The sequence below is a fragment of the Nostoc sp. genome, assembly GCF_036917275.1.
Classification (GTDB): domain Bacteria; phylum Cyanobacteriota; class Cyanobacteriia; order Cyanobacteriales; family Nostocaceae; genus Nostoc.
Window position 1 is genome coordinate 87,395 of the sequence record NZ_JBALDF010000060.1, and the last position, 20,995, is coordinate 108,389.

The 20,995-nt window shown below is 42.0% G+C and carries 18 protein-coding genes; 12 read left to right on the forward strand and 6 right to left on the reverse strand.

All coding sequences use genetic code 11. From position 1 onward, the window contains the following. Window positions 1–774 precede the first annotated feature (774 nt). From mutT to nblB, 3 genes are all read left to right on the forward strand, one after another. Window positions 775–1,191 carry an 8-oxo-dGTP diphosphatase MutT gene (gene mutT / locus V7K35_RS23680; protein WP_334797999.1) on the forward strand — a complete coding sequence of 139 codons (417 nt, stop codon included), beginning with the start codon at window positions 775–777 and terminating at the stop codon, window positions 1,189–1,191. A 180-nt stretch (window positions 1,192–1,371) separates the two neighbouring features. Continuing rightward, window positions 1,372–1,836 carry a CBS domain-containing protein gene (locus V7K35_RS23685; RefSeq protein WP_334798000.1) on the forward strand — a complete coding sequence of 155 codons (465 nt, stop codon included), beginning with the start codon at window positions 1,372–1,374 and terminating at the stop codon, window positions 1,834–1,836. 62 nt (window positions 1,837–1,898) lie between these two features. Beyond that, on the forward strand, window positions 1,899–2,564 hold the full coding sequence (gene nblB, locus V7K35_RS23690; protein ID WP_334798001.1) for a phycobilisome degradation protein NblB: 666 nt from the start codon (window positions 1,899–1,901) through the stop codon (window positions 2,562–2,564). Between the two features lie 164 nt (window positions 2,565–2,728). Here the strand turns inward: nblB and V7K35_RS23695 are convergent, their stop codons facing one another. Both V7K35_RS23695 and V7K35_RS23700 read right to left on the reverse strand, forming a co-directional pair. Next, window positions 2,729–3,463 carry a PEP-CTERM sorting domain-containing protein gene (locus tag V7K35_RS23695; RefSeq protein ID WP_335082186.1) on the reverse strand — a complete coding sequence of 245 codons (735 nt, stop codon included), beginning with the start codon at window positions 3,461–3,463 and terminating at the stop codon, window positions 2,729–2,731. Between the two features lie 714 nt (window positions 3,464–4,177). Next, on the reverse strand, window positions 4,178–4,696 hold the full coding sequence (locus V7K35_RS23700) for a DUF456 domain-containing protein (RefSeq protein ID WP_335082188.1): 519 nt from the start codon (window positions 4,694–4,696) through the stop codon (window positions 4,178–4,180). 212 nt (window positions 4,697–4,908) lie between these two features. Between V7K35_RS23700 and V7K35_RS23705 the strand changes: the two genes are divergently transcribed. After that, window positions 4,909–5,823, forward strand: coding sequence for a M48 family metallopeptidase (locus tag V7K35_RS23705; protein WP_335082190.1), 915 nt, complete (start codon window positions 4,909–4,911; stop codon window positions 5,821–5,823). 261 nt (window positions 5,824–6,084) lie between these two features. Here the strand turns inward: V7K35_RS23705 and V7K35_RS23710 are convergent, their stop codons facing one another. Both V7K35_RS23710 and rpaB read right to left on the reverse strand, forming a co-directional pair. Next, window positions 6,085–6,723: a cofactor assembly of complex C subunit B gene (locus V7K35_RS23710; protein ID WP_335082192.1), complete on the reverse strand. Its 639-nt coding sequence runs from the start codon at window positions 6,721–6,723 to the stop codon at window positions 6,085–6,087. Window positions 6,724–6,798: 75 nt separating this feature from the next. Then, window positions 6,799–7,527: a response regulator transcription factor RpaB gene (gene rpaB / locus V7K35_RS23715; RefSeq protein ID WP_273769721.1), complete on the reverse strand. Its 729-nt coding sequence runs from the start codon at window positions 7,525–7,527 to the stop codon at window positions 6,799–6,801. A 170-nt stretch (window positions 7,528–7,697) separates the two neighbouring features. On the opposite strand from rpaB, the gene radA reads away from it, so the two are divergent. Beyond that, window positions 7,698–9,224 carry a DNA repair protein RadA gene (radA, locus tag V7K35_RS23720; protein WP_335082194.1) on the forward strand — a complete coding sequence of 509 codons (1,527 nt, stop codon included), beginning with the start codon at window positions 7,698–7,700 and terminating at the stop codon, window positions 9,222–9,224. A gap of 759 nt (window positions 9,225–9,983) precedes the next feature. After that, complete coding sequence (locus V7K35_RS23725; RefSeq protein ID WP_335082196.1) at window positions 9,984–11,231, forward strand: serine/threonine-protein kinase; 1,248 nt, start codon at window positions 9,984–9,986, stop codon at window positions 11,229–11,231. Window positions 11,232–11,270: 39 nt separating this feature from the next. Here the strand turns inward: V7K35_RS23725 and V7K35_RS23730 are convergent, their stop codons facing one another. Continuing rightward, the gene (locus V7K35_RS23730; RefSeq protein ID WP_334797500.1) at window positions 11,271–12,179 is read right to left on the reverse strand and encodes a Tll0287-like domain-containing protein; all 909 of its coding nucleotides are present in this window, start codon (window positions 12,177–12,179) and stop codon (window positions 11,271–11,273) included. A gap of 293 nt (window positions 12,180–12,472) precedes the next feature. Between V7K35_RS23730 and V7K35_RS23735 the strand changes: the two genes are divergently transcribed. Together V7K35_RS23735 and V7K35_RS23740 are read left to right on the forward strand one after the other, a co-directional pair. Beyond that, a complete protein-coding gene (locus V7K35_RS23735) occupies window positions 12,473–14,362 on the forward strand; it encodes a serine/threonine-protein kinase (protein WP_335082198.1) in 1,890 nt (629 codons plus the stop codon). 173 nt (window positions 14,363–14,535) lie between these two features. Next, the gene (locus V7K35_RS23740; protein WP_334797523.1) at window positions 14,536–15,429 is read left to right on the forward strand and encodes an SDH family Clp fold serine proteinase; all 894 of its coding nucleotides are present in this window, start codon (window positions 14,536–14,538) and stop codon (window positions 15,427–15,429) included. A 29-nt stretch (window positions 15,430–15,458) separates the two neighbouring features. Here V7K35_RS23740 and V7K35_RS23745 read toward each other — a convergent pair whose 3' ends face one another. Continuing rightward, window positions 15,459–16,196: a peptidoglycan-binding domain-containing protein gene (locus V7K35_RS23745; protein ID WP_335082200.1), complete on the reverse strand. Its 738-nt coding sequence runs from the start codon at window positions 16,194–16,196 to the stop codon at window positions 15,459–15,461. Window positions 16,197–16,699: 503 nt separating this feature from the next. On the opposite strand from V7K35_RS23745, the gene V7K35_RS23750 reads away from it, so the two are divergent. From V7K35_RS23750 to V7K35_RS23765, 4 genes are all read left to right on the forward strand, one after another. After that, the gene (locus V7K35_RS23750) at window positions 16,700–18,148 is read left to right on the forward strand and encodes a hypothetical protein (RefSeq protein ID WP_335082202.1); all 1,449 of its coding nucleotides are present in this window, start codon (window positions 16,700–16,702) and stop codon (window positions 18,146–18,148) included. 298 nt (window positions 18,149–18,446) lie between these two features. Next, window positions 18,447–18,908: a ribosome maturation factor RimP gene (gene rimP / locus V7K35_RS23755; protein WP_335082204.1), complete on the forward strand. Its 462-nt coding sequence runs from the start codon at window positions 18,447–18,449 to the stop codon at window positions 18,906–18,908. 222 nt (window positions 18,909–19,130) lie between these two features. Then, complete coding sequence (nusA, locus tag V7K35_RS23760; RefSeq protein WP_335082206.1) at window positions 19,131–20,408, forward strand: transcription termination factor NusA; 1,278 nt, start codon at window positions 19,131–19,133, stop codon at window positions 20,406–20,408. 148 nt (window positions 20,409–20,556) lie between these two features. Then, complete coding sequence (locus tag V7K35_RS23765; RefSeq protein WP_335082208.1) at window positions 20,557–20,826, forward strand: YlxR family protein; 270 nt, start codon at window positions 20,557–20,559, stop codon at window positions 20,824–20,826. Window positions 20,827–20,995: the final 169 nt, after the last annotated feature.

Genomic DNA, 20,995 nt, shown 5'->3' on the forward strand with positions numbered 1-20,995 from the left:
TAAAATTTGGGAAATTCAATATTGTTGGGCTGATAGCTACTCATAGTCACGGCAGTCCGAATTGAAAATGAGCCTCTGCAAAATCTTCGCGACTAATTCCGAGTCATGCATCAGCTAAATTTTTTAAATATCCAAAAATAGTGACAAATTAGGGTTGAAATTTAAATGCATAGACTAAATGCATAGACGCTTGCCTTGCGGCAGCGTAAAGCAGAGTTTTTGGATTTGGTTATCTGTGAACTCCTGTAAGTTGGTGATTAGTTAAATTAGAGGCGTATTGCTAAATAATTAACACACACTTGTAGATAAACTAACAACGGTAGACGACCTTCGCAATAAATCAAAACTCGGCAGAATTCAAACCAATCTGCCGAGTTTTGTTATTAGAAGTTAGTATCCCTTACAGCATTTTGCATCTAAATGAAGTACATCCTTACCCCCCTTAATCCCCCCGATGTATTGGGGGGAAATTCCCAATCTAGTTCCCTCCCCAATCTATCGGGGAGGGTTAGGGAGGGGTATTTTTGTACTTCATTAACTTGCAATCTGCTGTATCATTTAATCCGCTTGGGTTAAGTCTAAAACTCTGTTATCAAAGTCAATTTTTTAACGAACTATTTACACTTACTTAAGCTATTCTAAATCTACACCATGTTTTCCGAGGTCTTAATATTTTCGTGTTCTTTAATAATTATTAATACCAGCTTTGTACGGATATGAATAGTACATGGATTTATTATTAGCAAAAGTAGTTCCTCATCTCCCCAATCAATTATGAGTGAAACCAGTTTTTTGCCACCCCATAAAATTATTGGTGTTGCAGTAATTTGGAATGACCAAAAGCAAATTTTAATTGATCGCCGTCGCCCAGAAGGAGTGATGGGTGGTTTGTGGGAATTTCCTGGTGGTAAAATTGAGCCTGGTGAAACTATCAGCGAGTGTATTCAACGAGAAATTTCCGAAGAACTGGGAATAGTAATTGAAGTGGGAGAGCATTTGATTACTATCGACCACAGCTATACAAACTTGCGCGTTACCCTCATAGTACATCATTGCCGCCATGTTACAGGTGTTCCCCAACCTTTGGAATCCGATGAAATTCGCTGGGTAACTTTGGAAGAACTGGAGCAGTTTACTTTTCCTAAAGCAAATACTCAAATTATTGCTGCCTTAAAAGGGACTGGGGACTAGAAAAAAGTAGGGAGAGCAGGGGGTAGGCGGAAAGAGGAGAAACAAGTAATTTTAATTCTCCCCCTCTGCCTCTTGTGCCCAATGCCCAATCACCGTAACAATCTATTAATTGCATCAGGTTGAGTCCCGCAATTTTCTACAATAGGCGCAGGGACTTTGATTAAAGGTGTCAGCAAACAAATGCCTAAAACCGTTGCCGATGTGATGAGCCGCGATCCAGTTGTCGTTCGGACAGAAACTCCACTCAACGAAGCTATCCAAATTCTTGCAGAACGCCACTTTAGCGGATTACCTGTTGTGGATGATGTCGGTAAATTGGTGGGCATTATCTCGGAAACCGATTTAATGTGGCAAGAAACTGGTGTTACTCCACCTGCGTACATTATGTTTCTTGATAGCGTTATCTATTTAAAAAATCCTGCTACATATGAACGTGACTTGCACAAGGCACTAGGGCAAACCGTTGGGGAGGTGATGAGTAAAAACCCGATCGCTATTTCCCCTGATAAAACTTTAAAGGAAGCCGCTACAATCATGCACGATCGCAGCGTTCACCGATTACCAGTACTTGAGGGCGCGGGTGAAGTAATTGGTATCCTCACTCGTGGTGATATTATTCGGGCAATGGCAGCAAGTCAAGATTAGTCAGTTAACAGTTATCAGACTGTTAGCTATTTTTTACACCTTTGAAAATTAAGGATAATTAAATGAGTATTAATGCGGAGTCTGTTAAGCAATTGCTCAGTTCTGAGGATTTAGGCGATCGCTTACGTGCAGTAAATCAAATCCGCCAACTGGAACCTGCCATCGGCTTTGAATTAATTCAAAATGCTATTGGCGATCGCAATTCCCGTGTCCGTTACTCAGCGGTGAGTCAAATGGATACACTCGGAACACAAAATTTACAGTTATCCTTAGATATCTTGCGCGATCGCTTACTTCATGACTCTGAAGTAGATGTACAAGCAGCAGCAGCAGACTGTTTGGGTGCTTTAAAGTTACATGAAGCTTTTGAAGACTTGCAACAGCTTTATCATACAACCGATGAATGGTTAATCCAATTCAGTATCATTGCTACATTAGGAGAGTTGGGTGATCCACGAGCCTTTGAACTACTCAAAGAGGCGCTCTCATCAGAAAACGAATTAGTTCAAACTGCTGCTATTAGTTCTTTGGGTGATTTGGGAGATTCACAGGCAGTTACCCTGTTGGCTCCTTATGCTACTAATCCAGATTGGCAAATTCGTTACAGAGTTGTACAAGCCTTGGCTCGTTTGGGTAGTGCAGAAGCCAAATCTATATTAGAAACTCTGGCTAATGATCAAGTAGAAGCGATCGCAATTGAAGCGAAACAATCTTTGCAATCAGTTTAAGTCTATCTAAGGTTAAAAAAATTCACCTTTAATATAGATTTGTCTGACAGGATAAAAAAATTTGACCTGGCTGGTACAATGTTGCATTCCAGCCAGATCGAATAGATAAATTAGAGTTACTTTTAGTTTCTAAAAGTAACTTGTTTATATTTAGGATTGGTCTATTAAATGACACTTTTGCGACGGTGAGACATAACCATTACTGCACCTACTGCACCTAAACCTAGTAGAGTTGCGGGTTCGGGAACAGTAGCGAATACACCACCAGAAAAGCTTAAATTCTTAATTGAACCACCACTAGAAAGAATTGAATTGACGCTTTCAACAGTCGCATTGTTGACTTGGAAAGTTAAGTTTCCCCCTCCATTAGATGTTTCCCCAGTTGCACTGGTAAAAACTCCAAAAAGTGCAACGTCTATACCAACGTTAAGACCGCTTTGAATTATCGAGCGGGTAGCAGATTTCAAAATAAAAGTATTCAATCCATCTGTTAGAGAGCTAGTATCTGCTCCAGGGAAAATGGTGCCAGGAGTAGCAAAACCAAAAGCAGCAAGAGAACCAAAGTCAAGAAATGGATTGTCTGCTTTTTCTGATGAGAATGAGATGATGTTACCTATGTTGGCTGAGTTAAAAGCTGAAAAGTTTCCGGTTGCAGAACCAGTTGTAATTGCAATTGGAGTAATTGGCTGAGGAGTAAAAGTTAGCGCATCTTGAGATAATTCGATTGTGCTACTAGTAGCGAAGGGAGAGTAAGTTGTGCCACCGACAAACTGAACAGCACCACTAAGCGCAGCAGCTTGAGCAGACTCAGCAGAGGTAAATAATCCAGCAGTAGCCAAGGGAATTGCAACAGTAACAGCTAAAGTTGCATTTAGTAATGTAGATTTAAAACTAATCATTGTTGTTTGAGGCTCCTAGTAATAACCTTAAATCAGAGCGATCGCTTTACTTTTAATCTCAATAATTTATTAAAACTACTGTCAGTGAAAGTGAAACTTGTCTGATGTATTTCTTATCTCCATGAAATCACATAGACTTAGAGCCTGCAAGATTTACTGAGTGGTCTTCATAACATCTTCAATGCATTACTATCCTTAATGAAATTTTAATTACTTACATACCTGTGCTTCGTATATCTTTCATTTCACAGGGTTTAAATTGTTGGCAATAGCTCTAACTTGAAGAAAGGTAATTTTTGTATAAGTACAATTGATATTTTTAATACTTAAACTTACTCAACCATATTTTAGATAGATGGAGTATGCAGTTTATTTATAATAGACCTCTTGCATAAGTCGAATAGACCCCCCTTAATCCCCCCGATATATTGGGGGGAAACTTTAAATCTTGCCCCCTCCCCTTCATAAGGGGAGCCACTGCGTTGGGCGGCTCTGCCGACTTGAAGCAAGTGGCGTGAGGGTTGGGGAGGGGTGATTCAAGGATTTTTGCAAGAGGTCTAATCTCTCCAGTTACTAATATTTACTGAAACGGTTCCTCTCAGAGAATAAATGGGAGGAACCGCTGTATTTGTTTACTACAGATAGTCTTTGTTATCAAATCGAATTGTTTGTAATAAATAGCTAACTGCTAGCTGTTAGCGTTGTTCTCAAATGCTAAGAGCCAAATACCTGTGACCAAGTTGTCACAACGAAAACTACAACTGCTGCGATCGCTAACAACCCTTGAATCAAATTTCCAACTAAAGACCCGACTATAATTCCTATACCCGCCTTAACCGCCAACCCTAATTCACGTCTGTAAAGGTACTCACCAATAATTGCTCCCAAAAGCGGTCCTAGTAAAATTCCTAACAGTGGGCCCCCAAAAGGTAGTGTTGGTAATAATCCCAAAAATCCCACAACCAAACCGACAATTGCGCCAATTTGCCCCCACTTGCTAGCTCCAGCTTGTTTTGCTCCCACATAGCTAGCTAAAAAATCTACTCCGAGACTGAGCAGTAAAACTATAACTGTCACAATTAGTGGAATCTTGATAGCTGTAAAAGAACTACTAACGATTCCCCAAACGATAATTGCAATTAAAATTAAGCTGCTACCAGGAATGGCTGGAACTACGGCACCGATAACACCCACAACCATTACGGCAATTAATAACCAATAAGTAATTTGCATAGATCAATTGTAAATTTCCTCGTAAGAGCGCACAGCCGTGCGTCCCTACTGTATATTCTATCTGGGCAAGATGGTGACAAATGCTTAGTACGCTGTGGTGGAATGCCTACTTTCAACCAGTTTGCGTAAGTCCTGTCTTAATTGAGATGGTAGCTGGATTTATGCCATATCGCCTAATGCTTCCTAAACTGCTATTTTAAAGCTCAAAACCCATGACGAGAAAAATATTAACTGGACTAAGTTCTAAAACCTACGAACACCCCTTTGATCGCAAAGCCTTGGCTTCTTTACAAAATATGCCCGGTGTCTCTCTGCTACTCAAAAAAGTTAACGAATACGGCATTGATCGCTTACTCAGATTGCAAAGCCTTGGTAGTGAAATCAGAATTTCGCCCCGTAATTTTCCGCAATTGCATCAGGCATTTGTAGAAACCTGCCAAATTCTTGATGTTGCTCCACTTCCTGAACTGTATCTGTTTCGAGGCACAGGTCACATTCAAAGTTACATTGTTGGGGTGGAAAAACCCCTTGTTGGTATCAATTTAGATGGAATGGAGTGGCTTGACCCGGATGAGTTACTTTACGTTTTTGGACACGAAGTTGCTCGCATCAAGAGTCAGCACATGGTTTATCACCAAATGGCAATTGTGATGCCGACTTTGAAAAATTTGTTGAGCAGTACCACACTGGGTGTGGGTGGCTTAGTAGCTAGTGGAATGGAACTGGGTTTGTATAATTGGCGAATGATGGCTAGGTTCACTGCTGATCGGGCTGGTTTGCTGGCTTGTCAAGATATTGAGGTAGCAACCACTACACTGATGAAACTCGCAGGGTTACCAGATGAGTACTTGACTACTGCTGTAATCGAAGATTTCCTCGGACAAGCCCGTGAGTTTGCATCCAATAACTTTGATAGTGTTGATCAGGTCACCAAAATATTAAGCTATACAGAATCTGGGCTTTCCTGGGTGGTTATGCGGGCTGGCGAGTTATTAAAATGGGTTGATTCAGGAGAGTATGATAATTTAATTCAACAGAAAAATTTAAATATACCTGAAGAACCCGAAGAAAAAGAAGGAGAGACACCACAGGAAAAGGAAGGTTGGAATTTTTTGACTTCTTGGTAATTGAATTTTAGATTTTAGACTCCGGCAACTCTTAGAGAGGCTTTTGCGTTAGCTTAGAGCGAGTTTGCGTACTCCTACGGAGAAGCAAGCTACGCGCGGCGTCTCGTAGAGAGCGTCTTTTAAATGAAATTTTTTAATCAAAAATACGTTCGTGACACTCAATGACTTGCTAATAGCGATTACCCGTGACTTTGCTCCATAACTTGGGGCAAAATCCCCAAGTCTCACCAAAATTGGCTGATTTCTAAACTAGCGAATAACCTAAGTATTAAGAGTAACGGCTAATTTATCAGCAATTCCCGCAATCCAGTTTTCATCTTGTTTGGTGTAACTGCGAGGAGCATTCGCTCCCAAAATAAGCGCACCTTGATTGCCAATAGGTTGACAAATTACACCTTGAGTATTTTCTGGTAAATAATCAAATTCAAGCTTACCCGGATATATTTTTAGAGCAACTAGATAAATCGGCTTTTGTTTTTCGAGTGCCTGTTTTAAGATTACTCCTGGTACAACCTCAGATTTAGTACCCAGAATACCGCGACGCAACAAAACTTTACCTTGATAAAAAACCACCAGCGATCGCGTTACTGTATTGGTTAACAATAAGTGAGATGCCCAAGCTAGCTCTGTTTTGATAGCTTCAGGTAAATCTGCTGCGAGGACAAAACCTTCTTCTCCAATTAGTTCTACAGTATCAGGCGATCGCGGCTGAACTTGCTGCCAAATTAAACCCGTCAAAATTAACACCGCACTCAAAATCACGCCTACCACATCACCACGCGATTGAGATTGGGTTAGTTCTGGTGTCAACAAACGGTTAATCAACAAAAGCACAGCGCCTAGCCCACCCACAACAATGGGCAGACGCCGCAAAACTCGATTAGGATCAGATTTAGTCATTGGGCATTGGGTATTGGGTAATAATCAAATGTTCTTCTTCCCCTGCTTCCCCTGCTCCCCTTGTCCCTCATTTTCTCACTCCTCCCCTGGTTCAATAATCCGCTGGAAAAGATAACCAGTACCCCGCGCTGTGAGAATCAATTCTGGGTTGCTAGGATCATCTTCTAACTTTGCCCGTAAACGGGATATATGCACATCTACTACACGGGTATCCACATGACGTTCTGGTGTGTAACCCCAAACTTCCTGCAAAATTTCCGAACGAGAAAAAGCTTCTCCAGAGCGACTTACTAACAACTCTAATAAGCTGAACTCCATACCTGTCAATCGAATGCGCTCATCGCCTTTGTAGACTTGTCGCTTATTCGTATCGATTTTAATAATAGCGACATGAATTACCCCAGAACTGGGAATACCAGATCCACTGGTTTTGTCTACCCGCCGCAGTACCGAGCGAATTCGAGCTTCTAGCTCCTTCGGGGAGAATGGTTTAACTACGTAGTCATCAGCACCTAACTCTAGCCCAGTGATGCGATCGGCTACATCCCCTAAGGCTGTTAACATAATAATGGGGACATCTGATTCTTTTCGTAATTCTTGACATACACCATAGCCGTCTAGCTTTGGCATCATTACATCCAAAACTACCAGGTCAGGATCAGTTTTGCGAAAAGTTTCCAAAGCTTCTTCCCCATCGCCAGCTGTCACTACATCGTAGCCAATCATGGAAAGGCGCGTTTCCAAAATCCGGCGAATGCTGGCTTCGTCATCTACCACCAAGATTTTTTCTTTATGGCTTTCCAAGTTTTTCAACGCTCCTTCACTAAAAATTTACATGATTAATTTTTAATACCATAATATTAAGATATCATTCCATCAATTGATTTGGAAAAAGCTCTAAATACTACTATTATTAGTTTTTAGTTTTTCCCAAGAACTAAGCAAATATTAAGAATATTTAATAAGATTTAAGAATGGCAAAGCCAAAAACCTTTTACGTTTGTAACGAATGTGGAGCAGAATCGCCCCAGTGGTTTGGTAAGTGTCCAGCTTGCGGCACATACAATTCTCTCGAAGAACAGATCACTATCCAGTCTTCAGTAGATGTACCCAGTCGAGGGGGAGTAAGTAGTTGGCAATCAACTCAAACCAATGGCAAATCTCATGCCAAACCAGCTAAAGCGCGAGCCTCTTTAACATTTGACCAAATTACCGATCGCCAAATTGCTCGATGGGAGTCTGGTTATGGAGAATTAGATCGGGTGCTTGGTGGTGGAGTTGTCCCAGGTTCTATGGTGCTGATTGGTGGTGATCCGGGTATTGGTAAATCGACTTTATTGTTACAAGTATCAAATCAATTAGCACAGAAATATCGCATCCTTTACGTAACTGGTGAAGAATCGGGACAGCAGGTAAAATTACGAGCTTCTCGTTTGGGAGTATCAAAAAGCGTAAATCTGGTTAATGATCAGGAGGTAACAGTGGTAGTAGATACTACACTTCCCATAGACCCTGACAGTATAGGTGCAGATTTATATGTATTACCAGAAACAGATTTAGAAGAAATTTTACGGGAAATAGACTCTCTAAAACCAAACGTGGCGGTGATTGATAGTATCCAAACAGTGTTCTTTCCGGCGCTGACTTCTGCGCCCGGTTCGGTAGCTCAGGTACGGGAATGTACAGCAGCATTGATGAAGGTGGCGAAGCACGAAGATGTGACTATGCTGATTGTGGGACACGTCACCAAAGAAGGAGCGATCGCTGGGCCAAAAGTTTTAGAACATTTAGTAGACACGGTGTTGTATTTTGAAGGCGATCGCTTTGCCTCCCATCGGTTATTACGGACAGTGAAAAACCGCTTTGGCGCAACTCACGAAATCGGCATCTTTGAAATGGTAGCCGAAGGACTGCGGGAAGTTGCCAACCCCTCAGAGTTATTTTTAGGTAACCGTGACGATCCTGCGCCTGGTACTGCGATTGTCGTTGCTTGCGAAGGCACTCGCCCGATAGTTGTGGAATTGCAAGCTTTGGTGAGTCCCACCAGCTACCCCTCCCCTCGGCGTGCTGGGACTGGCGTAGATTACAACCGCTTGGTACAAATTCTCGCTGTCTTAGAAAAACGGGTGGGAATTCCCATGTCCAAGTTAGATTCCTACGTTGCTTCTGCGGGTGGGTTGAATGTGGAAGAACCAGCCGTAGATTTAGGAATAGCGATCGCGATCGTTGCCAGTTTCCGTGATCGCATCGTCGATCCCGGTACAGTATTAATCGGTGAAGTTGGGTTAGGCGGACAAGTGCGATCGGTTTCCCAAATGGAACTGCGGTTGAAAGAAGCTGCTAAGTTGGGATTTAAACGAGCGATCGTGCCAAAAGGGACGAAATTCCTTGACCTTAATATTGAGATATTACAAGTATCTAAAGTCATAGATGCAATTATCGCCGCCATCCCCCATCAGGAACTGACAACCGACGATTTAGAACCCGATGAAGATGAGTAACCATAGCCCCCTTTTTTAAGGGGGTTGGAGGGATCAGCGTAAAATCCGAGACTTTAACACCACACCACCATGACAACCCACCATAACAGCCCATTGGTGTATGCGGTGGACAGCCACGAAAAGCAGAACGTTTGCGTCAGTTAGGCGTGAATCCTGATCAACTAGATGAATTATTGTAGCTTTAGGAGTCTTTTATTGTACGCAGGATAATTTTCTGCTTTTGAGAAATTACCTGTACTGAAAACTTTGATAGCCGATGCTGAAGCAGCCATATTACAACAATATTCGCTCCCAGAAAGATTAACTTTTGAGAGCGATCGCATATTCAGCACTTGAAATACATATAATATTCACTTTGGGAAGTCTATAGCAACCTCAGTTTTCTGAAAAACCATAATGTCACGCTATATCCTTACTGTTCCAAAACTCAGTGCCAATTGAGTTACTAGGGGTAAGATGTGGTTCAACAGCAAATCCAAAAGGCGATGCCTTCAATACTTGCAGATATTACCGCAGACACTGATTATGTTCCGGCTGCTAAAATACGTAAGTATGAGTAGTATGATCTAACTACCCAGCTAAAAATTGTCTATTTGGTTACATAAGACTGGATAAAGATGTAGAAAAGTGTGTTTCCCTGTATTGATAGTAGTGCTAACCTCAATTTTAAGGATGTTATCAGCCTTTATCTGCTAGAGTTTCTGACTTTCAGCAAACAAGATAATCTATCAATAATAAAATCGCTAGGAGTGCGATGAGATGTCACAGTCCCCGATGACAAGACCAGAAATAACTGCTGGAACTCTAATTGATAACCGCTATACTATCCAAAAACTTCTAGGACAGGGAGGATTGGGACGAACTTACTTGGCGTTTGATACTCGTCGGTTTAATGAAGCTTGTGTTCTCAAGGAGTTTGCACCCATTGGCACAGGGGAGAGTGGACTAGAACAATATCGCAACTTATTTAAAAGAGAGGCAAAAATTCTTCATCAATTGCAACATCCTCAAATTCCCAAGTTTTTAGCTTGCTTTGAAGGAGATAATCGGCTGTTTTTAGTACAAGAGTATGTTGACGGTAAAACATATTCTCGGCTGCTAGGAGAACTTCAACGTCAAGGAAGAAACTTTTCCGAAGAGGAAGTTATAGAGTGGCTAAAGAATTTACTACCTGTTTTGGAATATGTCCACCAACACAACATCATCCATCGAGATATTTCTCCTGACAACATCATGTTACCCGATGGCAAGGATCTGCCAGTGCTAATTGATTTCGGTGTAGGCAAGCAAATTGCTGATATCAACGAGGCGAGAAGTTCTAACCATCAGGTAACCTTTGTTGGCAAAATGTCCCTTGTAGGCAAAGTGGGATACGCTCCCCGCGAACAGATTAGCTTGGGTTTATGTTCCCCCTCTAGTGACCTTTATGCTTTGGGGGTAACAGCTATTGTATTACTCACAGGTAGAGATCCATCCTTACTAATGGATCAGTACTCTTTAGAATGGAACTGGCGTTATTATACGTACGTTACTGATGATTTGGCTCAAATACTTGATTATATGTTGGCTGATAGGCCTAACAACCGATATCAAACAGCCAGGGAAGTTCTTATAGATTTAGAGCGGATTGGAGAACCAGAAGTGGCAATGTCTCCTCCAATCATGGTTGATGATTTGCCTGCCACGATATTTAATCCTGAATTTCAGGCTATGTCGGCAATATCGCCGTCATCCAACCAACCTGGAGAAACAATTTTTAGTCCACCTAGTTCACCTATTAGTCCACAAATTGGGCGAATTGAACAACAATCTTCACTAAAACCAGGATTTATTAAACATTGTCAGCAAGAATTAGCTTACCACATCGGACCAATGGCAAATCTGATTATAGAAGAAATATTAGCTGAAAATCCTTACATTTCGCCTGACCAATTTGTTGAACTCATCATCAGGGAAATTCCTGATTTTCAGGCAGCTTTTGAATTTAAAAAAAGCTTATTTTCATAGACATTTAGACCACCGTTAATTTAGAGAATTTTAAATTGTTTAATCTACTGCACCTCCCTGAGTGCGTTTAATTCTTTTCATTGCCATTTCCAGACTTAACTGCATCCGTTTAAAGGCTTTAGCTAAATTACCGATTTCATCATTAGACATCTGCTCAAATTCAACTTCCATATGTCCCGTACTGACTTCTTCAGCTATGCGAGTCATGCGTTTGAGAGGCAAAACAACTTGTCGATTCAAGAACAAGTTGACTAACAGGATAGTTGCTATAAATATAGTTGATACAATTAGGATAATGAGTAAAGAAGAGTGATTAGCTTTGCTGATGACATTATTCGCCGGCACTGATATAATCTGAGCGCCGACAATTTCATTCAGCTTCCACCCAAATCCATTAGCTGTACCATACTGAGTAATCATACTTTGAGGTGCAGCTTCAGGTACGCTATGACATACGAGACAGCTTTGCTCAGAAATTGGCAGCGGACGAGCAATGTAAAAGATATCCCCACCAGGAATTGAGCGAAATCCACTCACTTCTTTAAGGTCTGATTTATTTCTGAACCTTTCTACAATTTCCGTCTCAAAACTGTCAGCCTTATCCCGAAGATTTGTGGGATTGAGAGTTGCTTCTTTATAAAAGAAGTCACGGTAATCTGTCGTTTTTCGTAAAATTTCAAATACCTCCCGTGCTGAGTATGCAGGCACACTTTGCGGCAAAAACTCAGTTGCCAATTTATCAGCTAGCTCTGGATTAACTTGAGTACTGGTGTATTTACGAACAGAACTCATTGTTTGCATGAGGATGAGACCTGTTGAGCTAATATCTTGTTTAGCATTCTCCCTGAGCAGAGAAGAAAGAGCAAAGCCACTCAAGCTCAGACCGAATGTTAGAATTACCAGTAGTAAAATTGTAAATTTTTGTTTCAGTTTCAGATTCTTTAGCATAATTCTAGATCACCTACAAATCAAATTATTATGAACAAATATGGCAAAACTTATCGTTTACTTTATCATGATCAATCAACTTTTATATTTGGGTGTGAAAACATAGTTTAGTTAAAACTATTAGGGTAGACCCGACTTTATACTATTAGTAATTATTCAGGTTAATGAAAATGTTCTCTAAGTAACTAAGTTCCAAAAAGCTACAACAGCAATTCAAATAGAATTCCAAAAAATTTCTATTGCTGTTTTGATCCCGTGCCAAAATAAATACTATCAATTGTCAAATATTACTAATGGTGTGGAATGCAAGAAAGTCTTTATTCGGGGGACGCTACATTATTGAAAGCCAACTAGGTGAAGGCGGAATTGGCATTACTTACCTTGCCAGAAATCAGCGAAATCAACTGCGAGTAATTAAAACCCTCAAAGAAGAAATCCTGAACCACCCTGCCTGGATACTCCACCGAAACAAGTTACGGCAAGACTTCCGTGATGAAGCAGTTCGGCTGGCTGTGTGTCACCATCCTCATATAGTGCAGATAGAAACCATCTTCGATGAGGGAAATTTGCCCTGCATGGTGATGGAGTACATTGAAGGCGAAGACTTAGCACAGTACTTGAGACGGATGGGGGTGCTATCAGAAGCAGAAGCGCTGCTGTACATCCGGCAAATTGGCGACGCTTTGACGCTAATTCATTCTAAAGGACTGCTGCATCGGGATTTGAAACCACGTAATATTATGATCCGCATTGATAAATTAGAAGCAGTGCTGATAGACTTTGGCATCGCTAGAGAATTTATTCCCAATATGATTCAAAGGCATACAGTGTATCGCACTCCTGGTTTTGCCCCACCTGAGCAGTATGAATCAGAAGCACCACGAGGAGAATACATTGATATCTACGCCTTAGCTGCTACCTTGTATAATTTACTCACCGCCGTTATACCGACGAGTGCAGATGATAGACGTCACAATATTAATTTAGAACCACCACAATATTTTAATCCTAACATCAGCAACAGAGTCAATCAGGCTATTATGTGCGGCATGGATTTGGACTCAACCTATCGTCCCCAGTCTGTGCAGGAGTGGTTAGATTTATTGGGTTCTGATACCGGAAATAATGTAGCCTTAGTAATACCTAAGGTAGTGAGAACGCTTAGACTTAAACCACCTCCACCTGTTGTATTAAATCAGCATAACTGGCAATGCATACAGACCCTCAAAGGTCATTCTAGTATGGTTCATGCGATCGCCATTAGCTCAGACGGGCAATTGATTGCTAGTGGCAGTAATGACCATACTATTAAACTTTGGCAAGTGGGTACTGGCAAGCTAGTGCGTCAACTGGGTCGTTGGTCTTCTGGTCATTCTAGTATGGTTCATTCCGTCGCCTTTACCCCAATCTCTCCAAACCTTTCTTATCAAGGAGAGTCCGGCAAATCTGCGAAAGTTGCAGACCTGAACTGGGGAATCTTGGCTAGCGGTAGTTGGGATAACACAATCAAATTGTGGGATGTAAACACAGGCAAAGAAATTCGTACTCTCGTTGGTCATGCTAATTGGGTGAATTCCGTTGCCTTTAGTCCAGATAGTAAGTTTCTGGCTAGTGGCAGTGCTGACTGCACAATTAAACTGTGGCAAGTACACACAGGCATAGAAATCCAAACTCTCATAGGTCATTCTGACTCAGTTTCTTCAGTCGCCTACTCTCCAACAATGCCGACAACGAATAGCAAAGATAGACAGCTTGTGGCTAGTGGTAGTAATGACTACACCATAAAACTATGGCAAGTATACACAGGCAGAAACATTTCCACATTATTAGGGCATTCTTTCTTCGTCAACTGTATCGCCTTCAGCCAGGATGGGGAAATTATCGCTAGTGGCAGTGGTGACAACACGATTAAACTATGGCATGTAAATACAGGCAGAGAAATTCGTACTCTCATTGGTCATTCTGATTCAGTTTCGTCAGTTGCCTTTAGCCATGATGGGCAATTTCTTACTAGTGGCAGTTGGGACAACACTATCAAATTGTGGCATGTACACAGTGGCAGAGAAATCAGCACACTTACAGGGCATTCCAACTATGTTCGATGCGTCGTCTTCAGTCCTGATGGTCAAACCCTAGTTAGCGGTGGTGATGACGATACTATCAAGATTTGGCGACGGGGATAATAAATAATTCCTAATTCATAATGACGCTCCTGCGTCGCTAACGTAATTCGTAATTCGTAATTTTTTTGCTTAGTATGGTTCGATAGTTTTAAACCTAGAGATAGAAATGCGATCGCCCAAAAATTGTCACAATAATGACGGCAACCGTTATTTTTGAACAAGAATTAATATTTATGGGCTTTGGTATCGGTGATTTATTCTGGATTTTTCTGCTTCTGACTTCTTTGCAACCCCTTTGGCAAAAACGTCAAATAGAATATCGGCGCTTGCGTGCTTTAGAACAATTCCAGCAGGAACGCAAAAGTCGGGTGATTTTGCTGATTCACCGTCAAGAGTCTATTAGCTTCCTGGGAATTCCCTTATCTCGCTACATTACTATCGAAGATTCAGAACAAATATTACGAGCAATTCGCCTCACACCCCCAGATGTGCCAATTGACTTAATTTTGCATACTCCTGGTGGTTTGGTTTTAGCTACCGAACAAATCGCCAGAGCATTAATTCGCCACCAGGCAAAAGTTACAGTATTCGTACCCCACTATGCTATGAGTGGCGGTACTATGCTTGCGATCGCCTCTGATGAAATTATTATGGATGCTAACGCTGTTTTAGGGCCAGTTGATCCCCAATTGGGTAACTACCCCGCAGCGAGTATCCTAAAAGTGGTTGAAGATAAACCCATCAGTGAGATTGATGACCAAACTCTCATTATGGCCGATCTCTCACGAAAAGCAATACAGCAGGTACAGCGATTTGTACGAACTCTGCTAAAAGACAGTATACCCAAACAAAAAGTTCTACCAGAAAATATCGAATCGATTATCGAAGCTTTGACAACCGGGCGCGTTACCCACGACTATCCCATCACTATTGAGGAAGCAACAGAAATGGGGCTGCCCGTAACTGTCGGACTGCCCCATTCTATTTATGATCTCATGGATTTGTACCCACAACCACAAGGAGGGCGACCCAGCGTCCAGTACATTCCTATGCCTTACAATGACCGCCGTCCAATTTTACCTACACCCAAGGGCAGACCCTTAGAAGAACCAAATCAAATGATTTGAGACTTTGGGGTAGGAATTTTTTGTGACGACTAGGGTGTAGCTGTCGGTGTAGCCGTTGGCGTAGCCGTCGGTGTAGCCGTCGGTGTAGCTGTCGGTGTAGCCGTTGGCGTAGCCGTCGGTGTAGCCGTCGGTGTAGCCGTCGGTGCAGCCGTCGGTGCAGCTGTTGGCGTAGCCGTCGGTGTCGCTCTTGGCGTAGTTCTTGGTGTACTTCTTGGTGTACTTCTTGGTGTACTTCTTGGTGTACTTCTTGGTGTAGCTTTTGGCGTAGGCGTCGGTGTAGTTGTCGGCTGACTGAAGACTGTCTTTGCTTCTTCATTCAGCTTTTGGCGGAGTGCTAAATTGGCAATTCCAGTTTCTTGCAACTGATATTTCTTCTGATACTCCTTCACCACTGCTTCCGTGCGGGAACCATAAAAATAATCGCGGGGAAGGGGAGGATTTGGCTTCACCACTGCATTCAAATTTGTTTGCAGAATTTTTATGATGTTAGCAGCAAAATCTTGGGTTTTTCGTCCTGCTATCCCATCAACTGGTTGTAGCTTATACCCCGTTTGAAATTCACGAATTGCCTTTTTAGTTTGATCATCCGTCAAAGGCGTATTTGTTAGCTTGACGTTATAGCCTAATCCTCGCAACACAGCACGAAATTGCTGTGGCGTATAGCTACGTTGAGAGGCCGCGAAACCTGTGTCTGCAATTACCAAACTAGCAGTTATCAGGCAGGTAGCTGCAAAAGTCGCGCTTGATTTTCCAAACCCACACCACATATTTAAAACTCCTTTGGATTAAATCAGCAGGATTATAAAGGTTAACAGCTGCATTTTAAGTTTGTTTAATAACTTTTTTCGCTATTTTTTAATGATTTTTGAATAATTTATGATTTATTTTTGTCAAATTTAACTAAGATTGCAAAAACTAATTTGTGTCATCCATCAAAAGAAGTATCTTGTATTAGCAGAGATACAGCGGTTATCATTTGAATCGAATACACTCCTTGAACACTAAATTAAAGTAGGGGCATACATCTGTGCGCTTCTGAGTTGAGTTGAATACAGACCTAACAAGAATAGCCCCAACCCTACAAGGGTTGGGGAGTAAGATTCAAAGCTTCGGCATCGGAAGTCGCTCATAGCTACTGCGGTGGACATGGCTCCCCAACGCAGTGGCTCCTTTGAGGAGAGAAGAATGGAAGTGAGGTTAGAGTGTATTGGATACAAACGAGAAACGCTATATTCCAAATATCAAAAAAGCGTATAATATATGACAGAAAATGAAAAATATCAAATCTTCTAAGCAGCGGAATGTTTGGTTTGAAAGATTTATGGCAATTACTGCCACCGTAAATTTAGGTTTAGTTTTGTTTGATTTAAGTTACGTACCTTGGCGAGATTTCTACTTGCGAAAACTTCCCCAAATTATTGAGATTTATGACCCAATAAAAGGTATTGAACCCCATCGAGAGACGAAAAATTATTTAGAACTAGTAAAGGCATTAGAAGAACAAGTCAGCCAAACAGGATTACAGTCGCCTCAGGTAAATAGCAGGCTAGAGGAAATAAGGCGTCTGAGCAATGAGATGATTGACACTAACCCGTTTGCGGGAGTGAACAAGAGTGGTACTCTAGAAAAAATCAAAAAGCGGATGCGATCGCACATCGGTAACGAATCAGCAAAACAGTCCTTTGCCACTTTTTGGAGTCAGCCTTACATATCACAAAATGGCTGGTTTAAAGAAATTAATTTTTTCAACCAGAGCATCCGCCCTTTGATTGCCTCTAACTACTACCGCCAAATCGGTGAAAATGGCGAATTTGTTGATAATTTCTGGGAAATTGACTTACCCTTTGTGATTTTATTTGGTCTAGAATTGCTGGGGCGTACCTTCCTTCTTAGACGCCAACATCCTGGTTTTAGCTGGTTGGAAGCAGTATTGTGGCGTTGGTATGATTTATTTTTACTACTGCCATTTTGGCGGGGGTTGCGAATCATACCTGTATTAATTCGCCTCGATCAAGCGCGGTTATTGGAGCTGCATCCAGTACGAAAGCAAATTAATCAGGGGATTGTCGCCAATTTTGCCGAAGAACTCACAGAAATTGTCGTGGTAAGGGTAATTAATCAGGTTCAGGGTTCAATTCAGCGAGGTGAGTTAACGCGCTGGCTTTCACAACAGGAAAATTTACGTCCCTACATAGATATTAATAATGTGAATGAAGTGGAAGCGATCGCAGGTCTTTTGGTAAAAACAATTGTCTACCAAGTGCTACCCAAAATTCAACCTGCGATCGTTGCTATTTTGTGCCACAATATCGAAACCGTCTTCCATCAAGTCCCCGTCTATCGCAACCTCCAGAACCTCCCTGGCGTGGGACAAGCCCAAACCCAGTTAAGTGAACAACTGGCGACCCAAATTACAACTAATCTTTACAAAACTTTAGTTAGTGCTGTTGAAGACCCTGTAGGAGCAAAACTCACCAGTCAACTGGTACAAAGCTTCAGCGACGCCTTAGGATCTGAAATAAAGGAAAAACACGTACTTTCAGAAATTCAGAGTTTACTTTTTGACTTTTTAGAGGAAATCAAACTCAACTATGTCCAGCGTTTATCCCAAGAAGACATAGATCAAATTATCGAGCAAACCCGGCAGCTACGAACACAAGTATCAGTTCCAGCAGTAGTGGATAAAGGTACTACTCTCCCAAAAATACGGGAAGGGTAGAGAGCAGGGGAGCAAGAATTTTAGATTTTAGATTTTGGATTAAAGAATTGAAATTTAATCCAAAATCCAAAATTGAATTGCCCAATGACGCCAGTTGCTTCTCCTGTCGGAGACCCTGCACAAACAACGGAGGGAACCTCCGCAACGCACTGACTCCCCAATGCCCAATGCACGACTGTAAAAGAAATGCGCTAAACTCGAATGAGGCGAATCATTATTGGTTCGTCACAAGACTTCTTGAAAGATATATCTATCACAGGAAGTGGGTCGATGCCCACTTTTTTTATTGAATTCTCTCATGGCTCATCCTTTAGTTCCACAAATTATTGATTTGGCGACACCAGTGGCAGAAGAACTGGGATTGGAAGTGGTTGGCGTGGTTTTTCACACTAACCAAAGTCCACCAGTGCTGCGGGTAGACATTCGCAATCCTGAGCAAGACACTGGGTTGAATGATTGTGAGAGGATGAGCCGTGCTTTAGAAGCCTCCTTAGATGCTGCCCAAATCGTTCCAGATGCCTATGTCTTGGAAGTGTCCAGTCCTGGTATTTCGCGGGAACTGGTAACAGACAGGGAGTTTATTTCCTTTAAAGGATTTCCTGTCATTGTCTCCACAACGCCCCCCTACGACGGACAACAAGAGTGGACTGGTCAGTTGATTCGCCGGGATGAGACAGCACTTTACTTAAACCAAAAAGGTCGTGTAGTCGAAATTCCCTGCTCCCTAATTACTAAGGTGCAGTTAGACGAGCGCCGATAAACAAAGGGCTAGGGCTTAGGAGCGAGAGACTAGAGCACCTTTGCTCAAGGCTAAAGATTAGGGGCTAGAAGTTATGAACTAAGGGCTAGAGATTAGGGGCTAGTGTAAAGCTATTCTCTAATCCCTAGCTCTATCTAATGTGTAGTTTTCAGTCCCCATTACTTTTTATCCCCTCCAGGCCCCCCGAGTCCCCCACTCCCTAATTTTTAAAGGAGATTGCTTATGTCAATGGTTACTTTACCTGGATTAAAAGAATTAATTGAAAGTATAAGTCGCGAACGGAATTTACCCCGGCTTGCAGTTCAATCAGCTATTAGAGAAGCACTAGTCAAAGGCTACGAACGTTATCGTCGCGCTCAAAATATAGAGCGCAAACAGTTTGATGAAGATTATTTTGAGAATTTTGAAGTAGAACTCGATATTGAAGGAGAAGGATTTCGCGTTCTTTCTACCAAAACCATTGTCGAAGAAGTCAATAACACAGACCACCAGATTTCCCTAGATGAAGTTCAACAAGTAGCTCCCGAAGCGCAGTTAGGAGACTCTGTAGTGCTGGATGTTACCCCTGACCAAGGAGAATTTGGTCGGATGGCGGCGATGCAAACCAAGCAGGTACTGGCGCAAAAATTACGGGATCAGCAGCGCCAAATGGTGCAAGAAGAGTTCCAAGACTTGGAGGGAACTGTCCTGCAAGCAAGAGTCCTGCGGTTTGAACGGCAATCAGTGGTTCTAGCAGTTAGCAGTAACTTTGGTCAGCCAGAAGTAGAAGCCGAATTACCCAAGCGCGAACAGCTGCCCAATGATAATTATCGGGCAAATGCCACCTTCAAGGTATATCTTAAAAAAGTATCTCAAGGTCAGCAACGAGGGCCACAGTTGCTTGTGTCTCGTGCTGATGCTGGTTTGGTGGTTTATCTTTTCGCCAACGAAGTCCCAGAAATCGAAGATGAAGTGGTACGGATTGTTGCCGTAGCTAGGGAGGCAAACCCCCCTTCCCGTTATGTCGGTCCCCGGACTAAAATAGCAGTAGACACTCTTGATCGCGATGTAGACCCAGTTGGCGCTTGCATTGGAGCCAGGGGATCGCGAATTCAAGTGGTAGTCAACGAATTACGCGGTGAAAAAATAGATGTAATTCGCTGGTCGCCAGACCCAGCAACATATATTGCTAATGCCTTGAGTCCAGCCCGGGTGGATGAAGTACGCCTAATGGACCCAGATTCCCGGCAAACTCACGTACTAGTGGCTGAAGATCAACTAAGTTTGGCCATAGGGAAAGAGGGACAAAATGTCCGTTTGGCAGCCCGCTTGACTGGTTGGAAAATTGACATTAAAGATAAAGCTAAGTATGACTATGCAGGAGAGGATGCCAAATTTATAGCTGTAAGAACAAAATATCAATCAGAGGAAGATGATCTTGACTTTGAGGAAGAAGAGTTGGATGAAAATCAGGACGAATTAGAAGAAGAGGATACTTTTGACACTGACGATGATGAATAATTGATTAATTTTGTAAAGTTTTGATACTGTTGATTGTAGTCTCAGTCTCAATAGTTATTTTCTCAAAGGCTACTTGGTATGAGTAAAAAATAGTAATAATAAACTTCTTTTTACATCCCAAATCCTAGACTGAGATTGCAGAGAACCGATGAAACCAAATTATCGGCGCTGTATTAGTTGCCGCAAAGTAGGCTCAAAAGATGAGTTTTGGCGGATTGTCCGCGTCTTTCCATCGGGAAAGGTACAATTAGATCAGGGCACGGGGCGTTCTGCCTATATTTGTCCAGAAACGAGTTGCTTACAAGCTGCTCAAAAAAAAAATCGACTAGGGCGATCGCTACATGCATCAGTGCCAGAAACACTGTACCAAAGCTTGTCGCAACGTCTAGCCAGCACCAATACGCAAAACCAAATTTAGTTGGAATAACTTTGTGAGGTGATCACCAGAGGAATTGTGCCAAAGCCGAAGTCGTGCTTTCATCACACCCTCTGTTGATCGTTAAGGTTAGTGTCAAAATAGTAAATGGGTGTAAAAGGCATTCGGCTCTCGAATAATTAAGAGGGACGAGGCAACATTCCCAGAACAA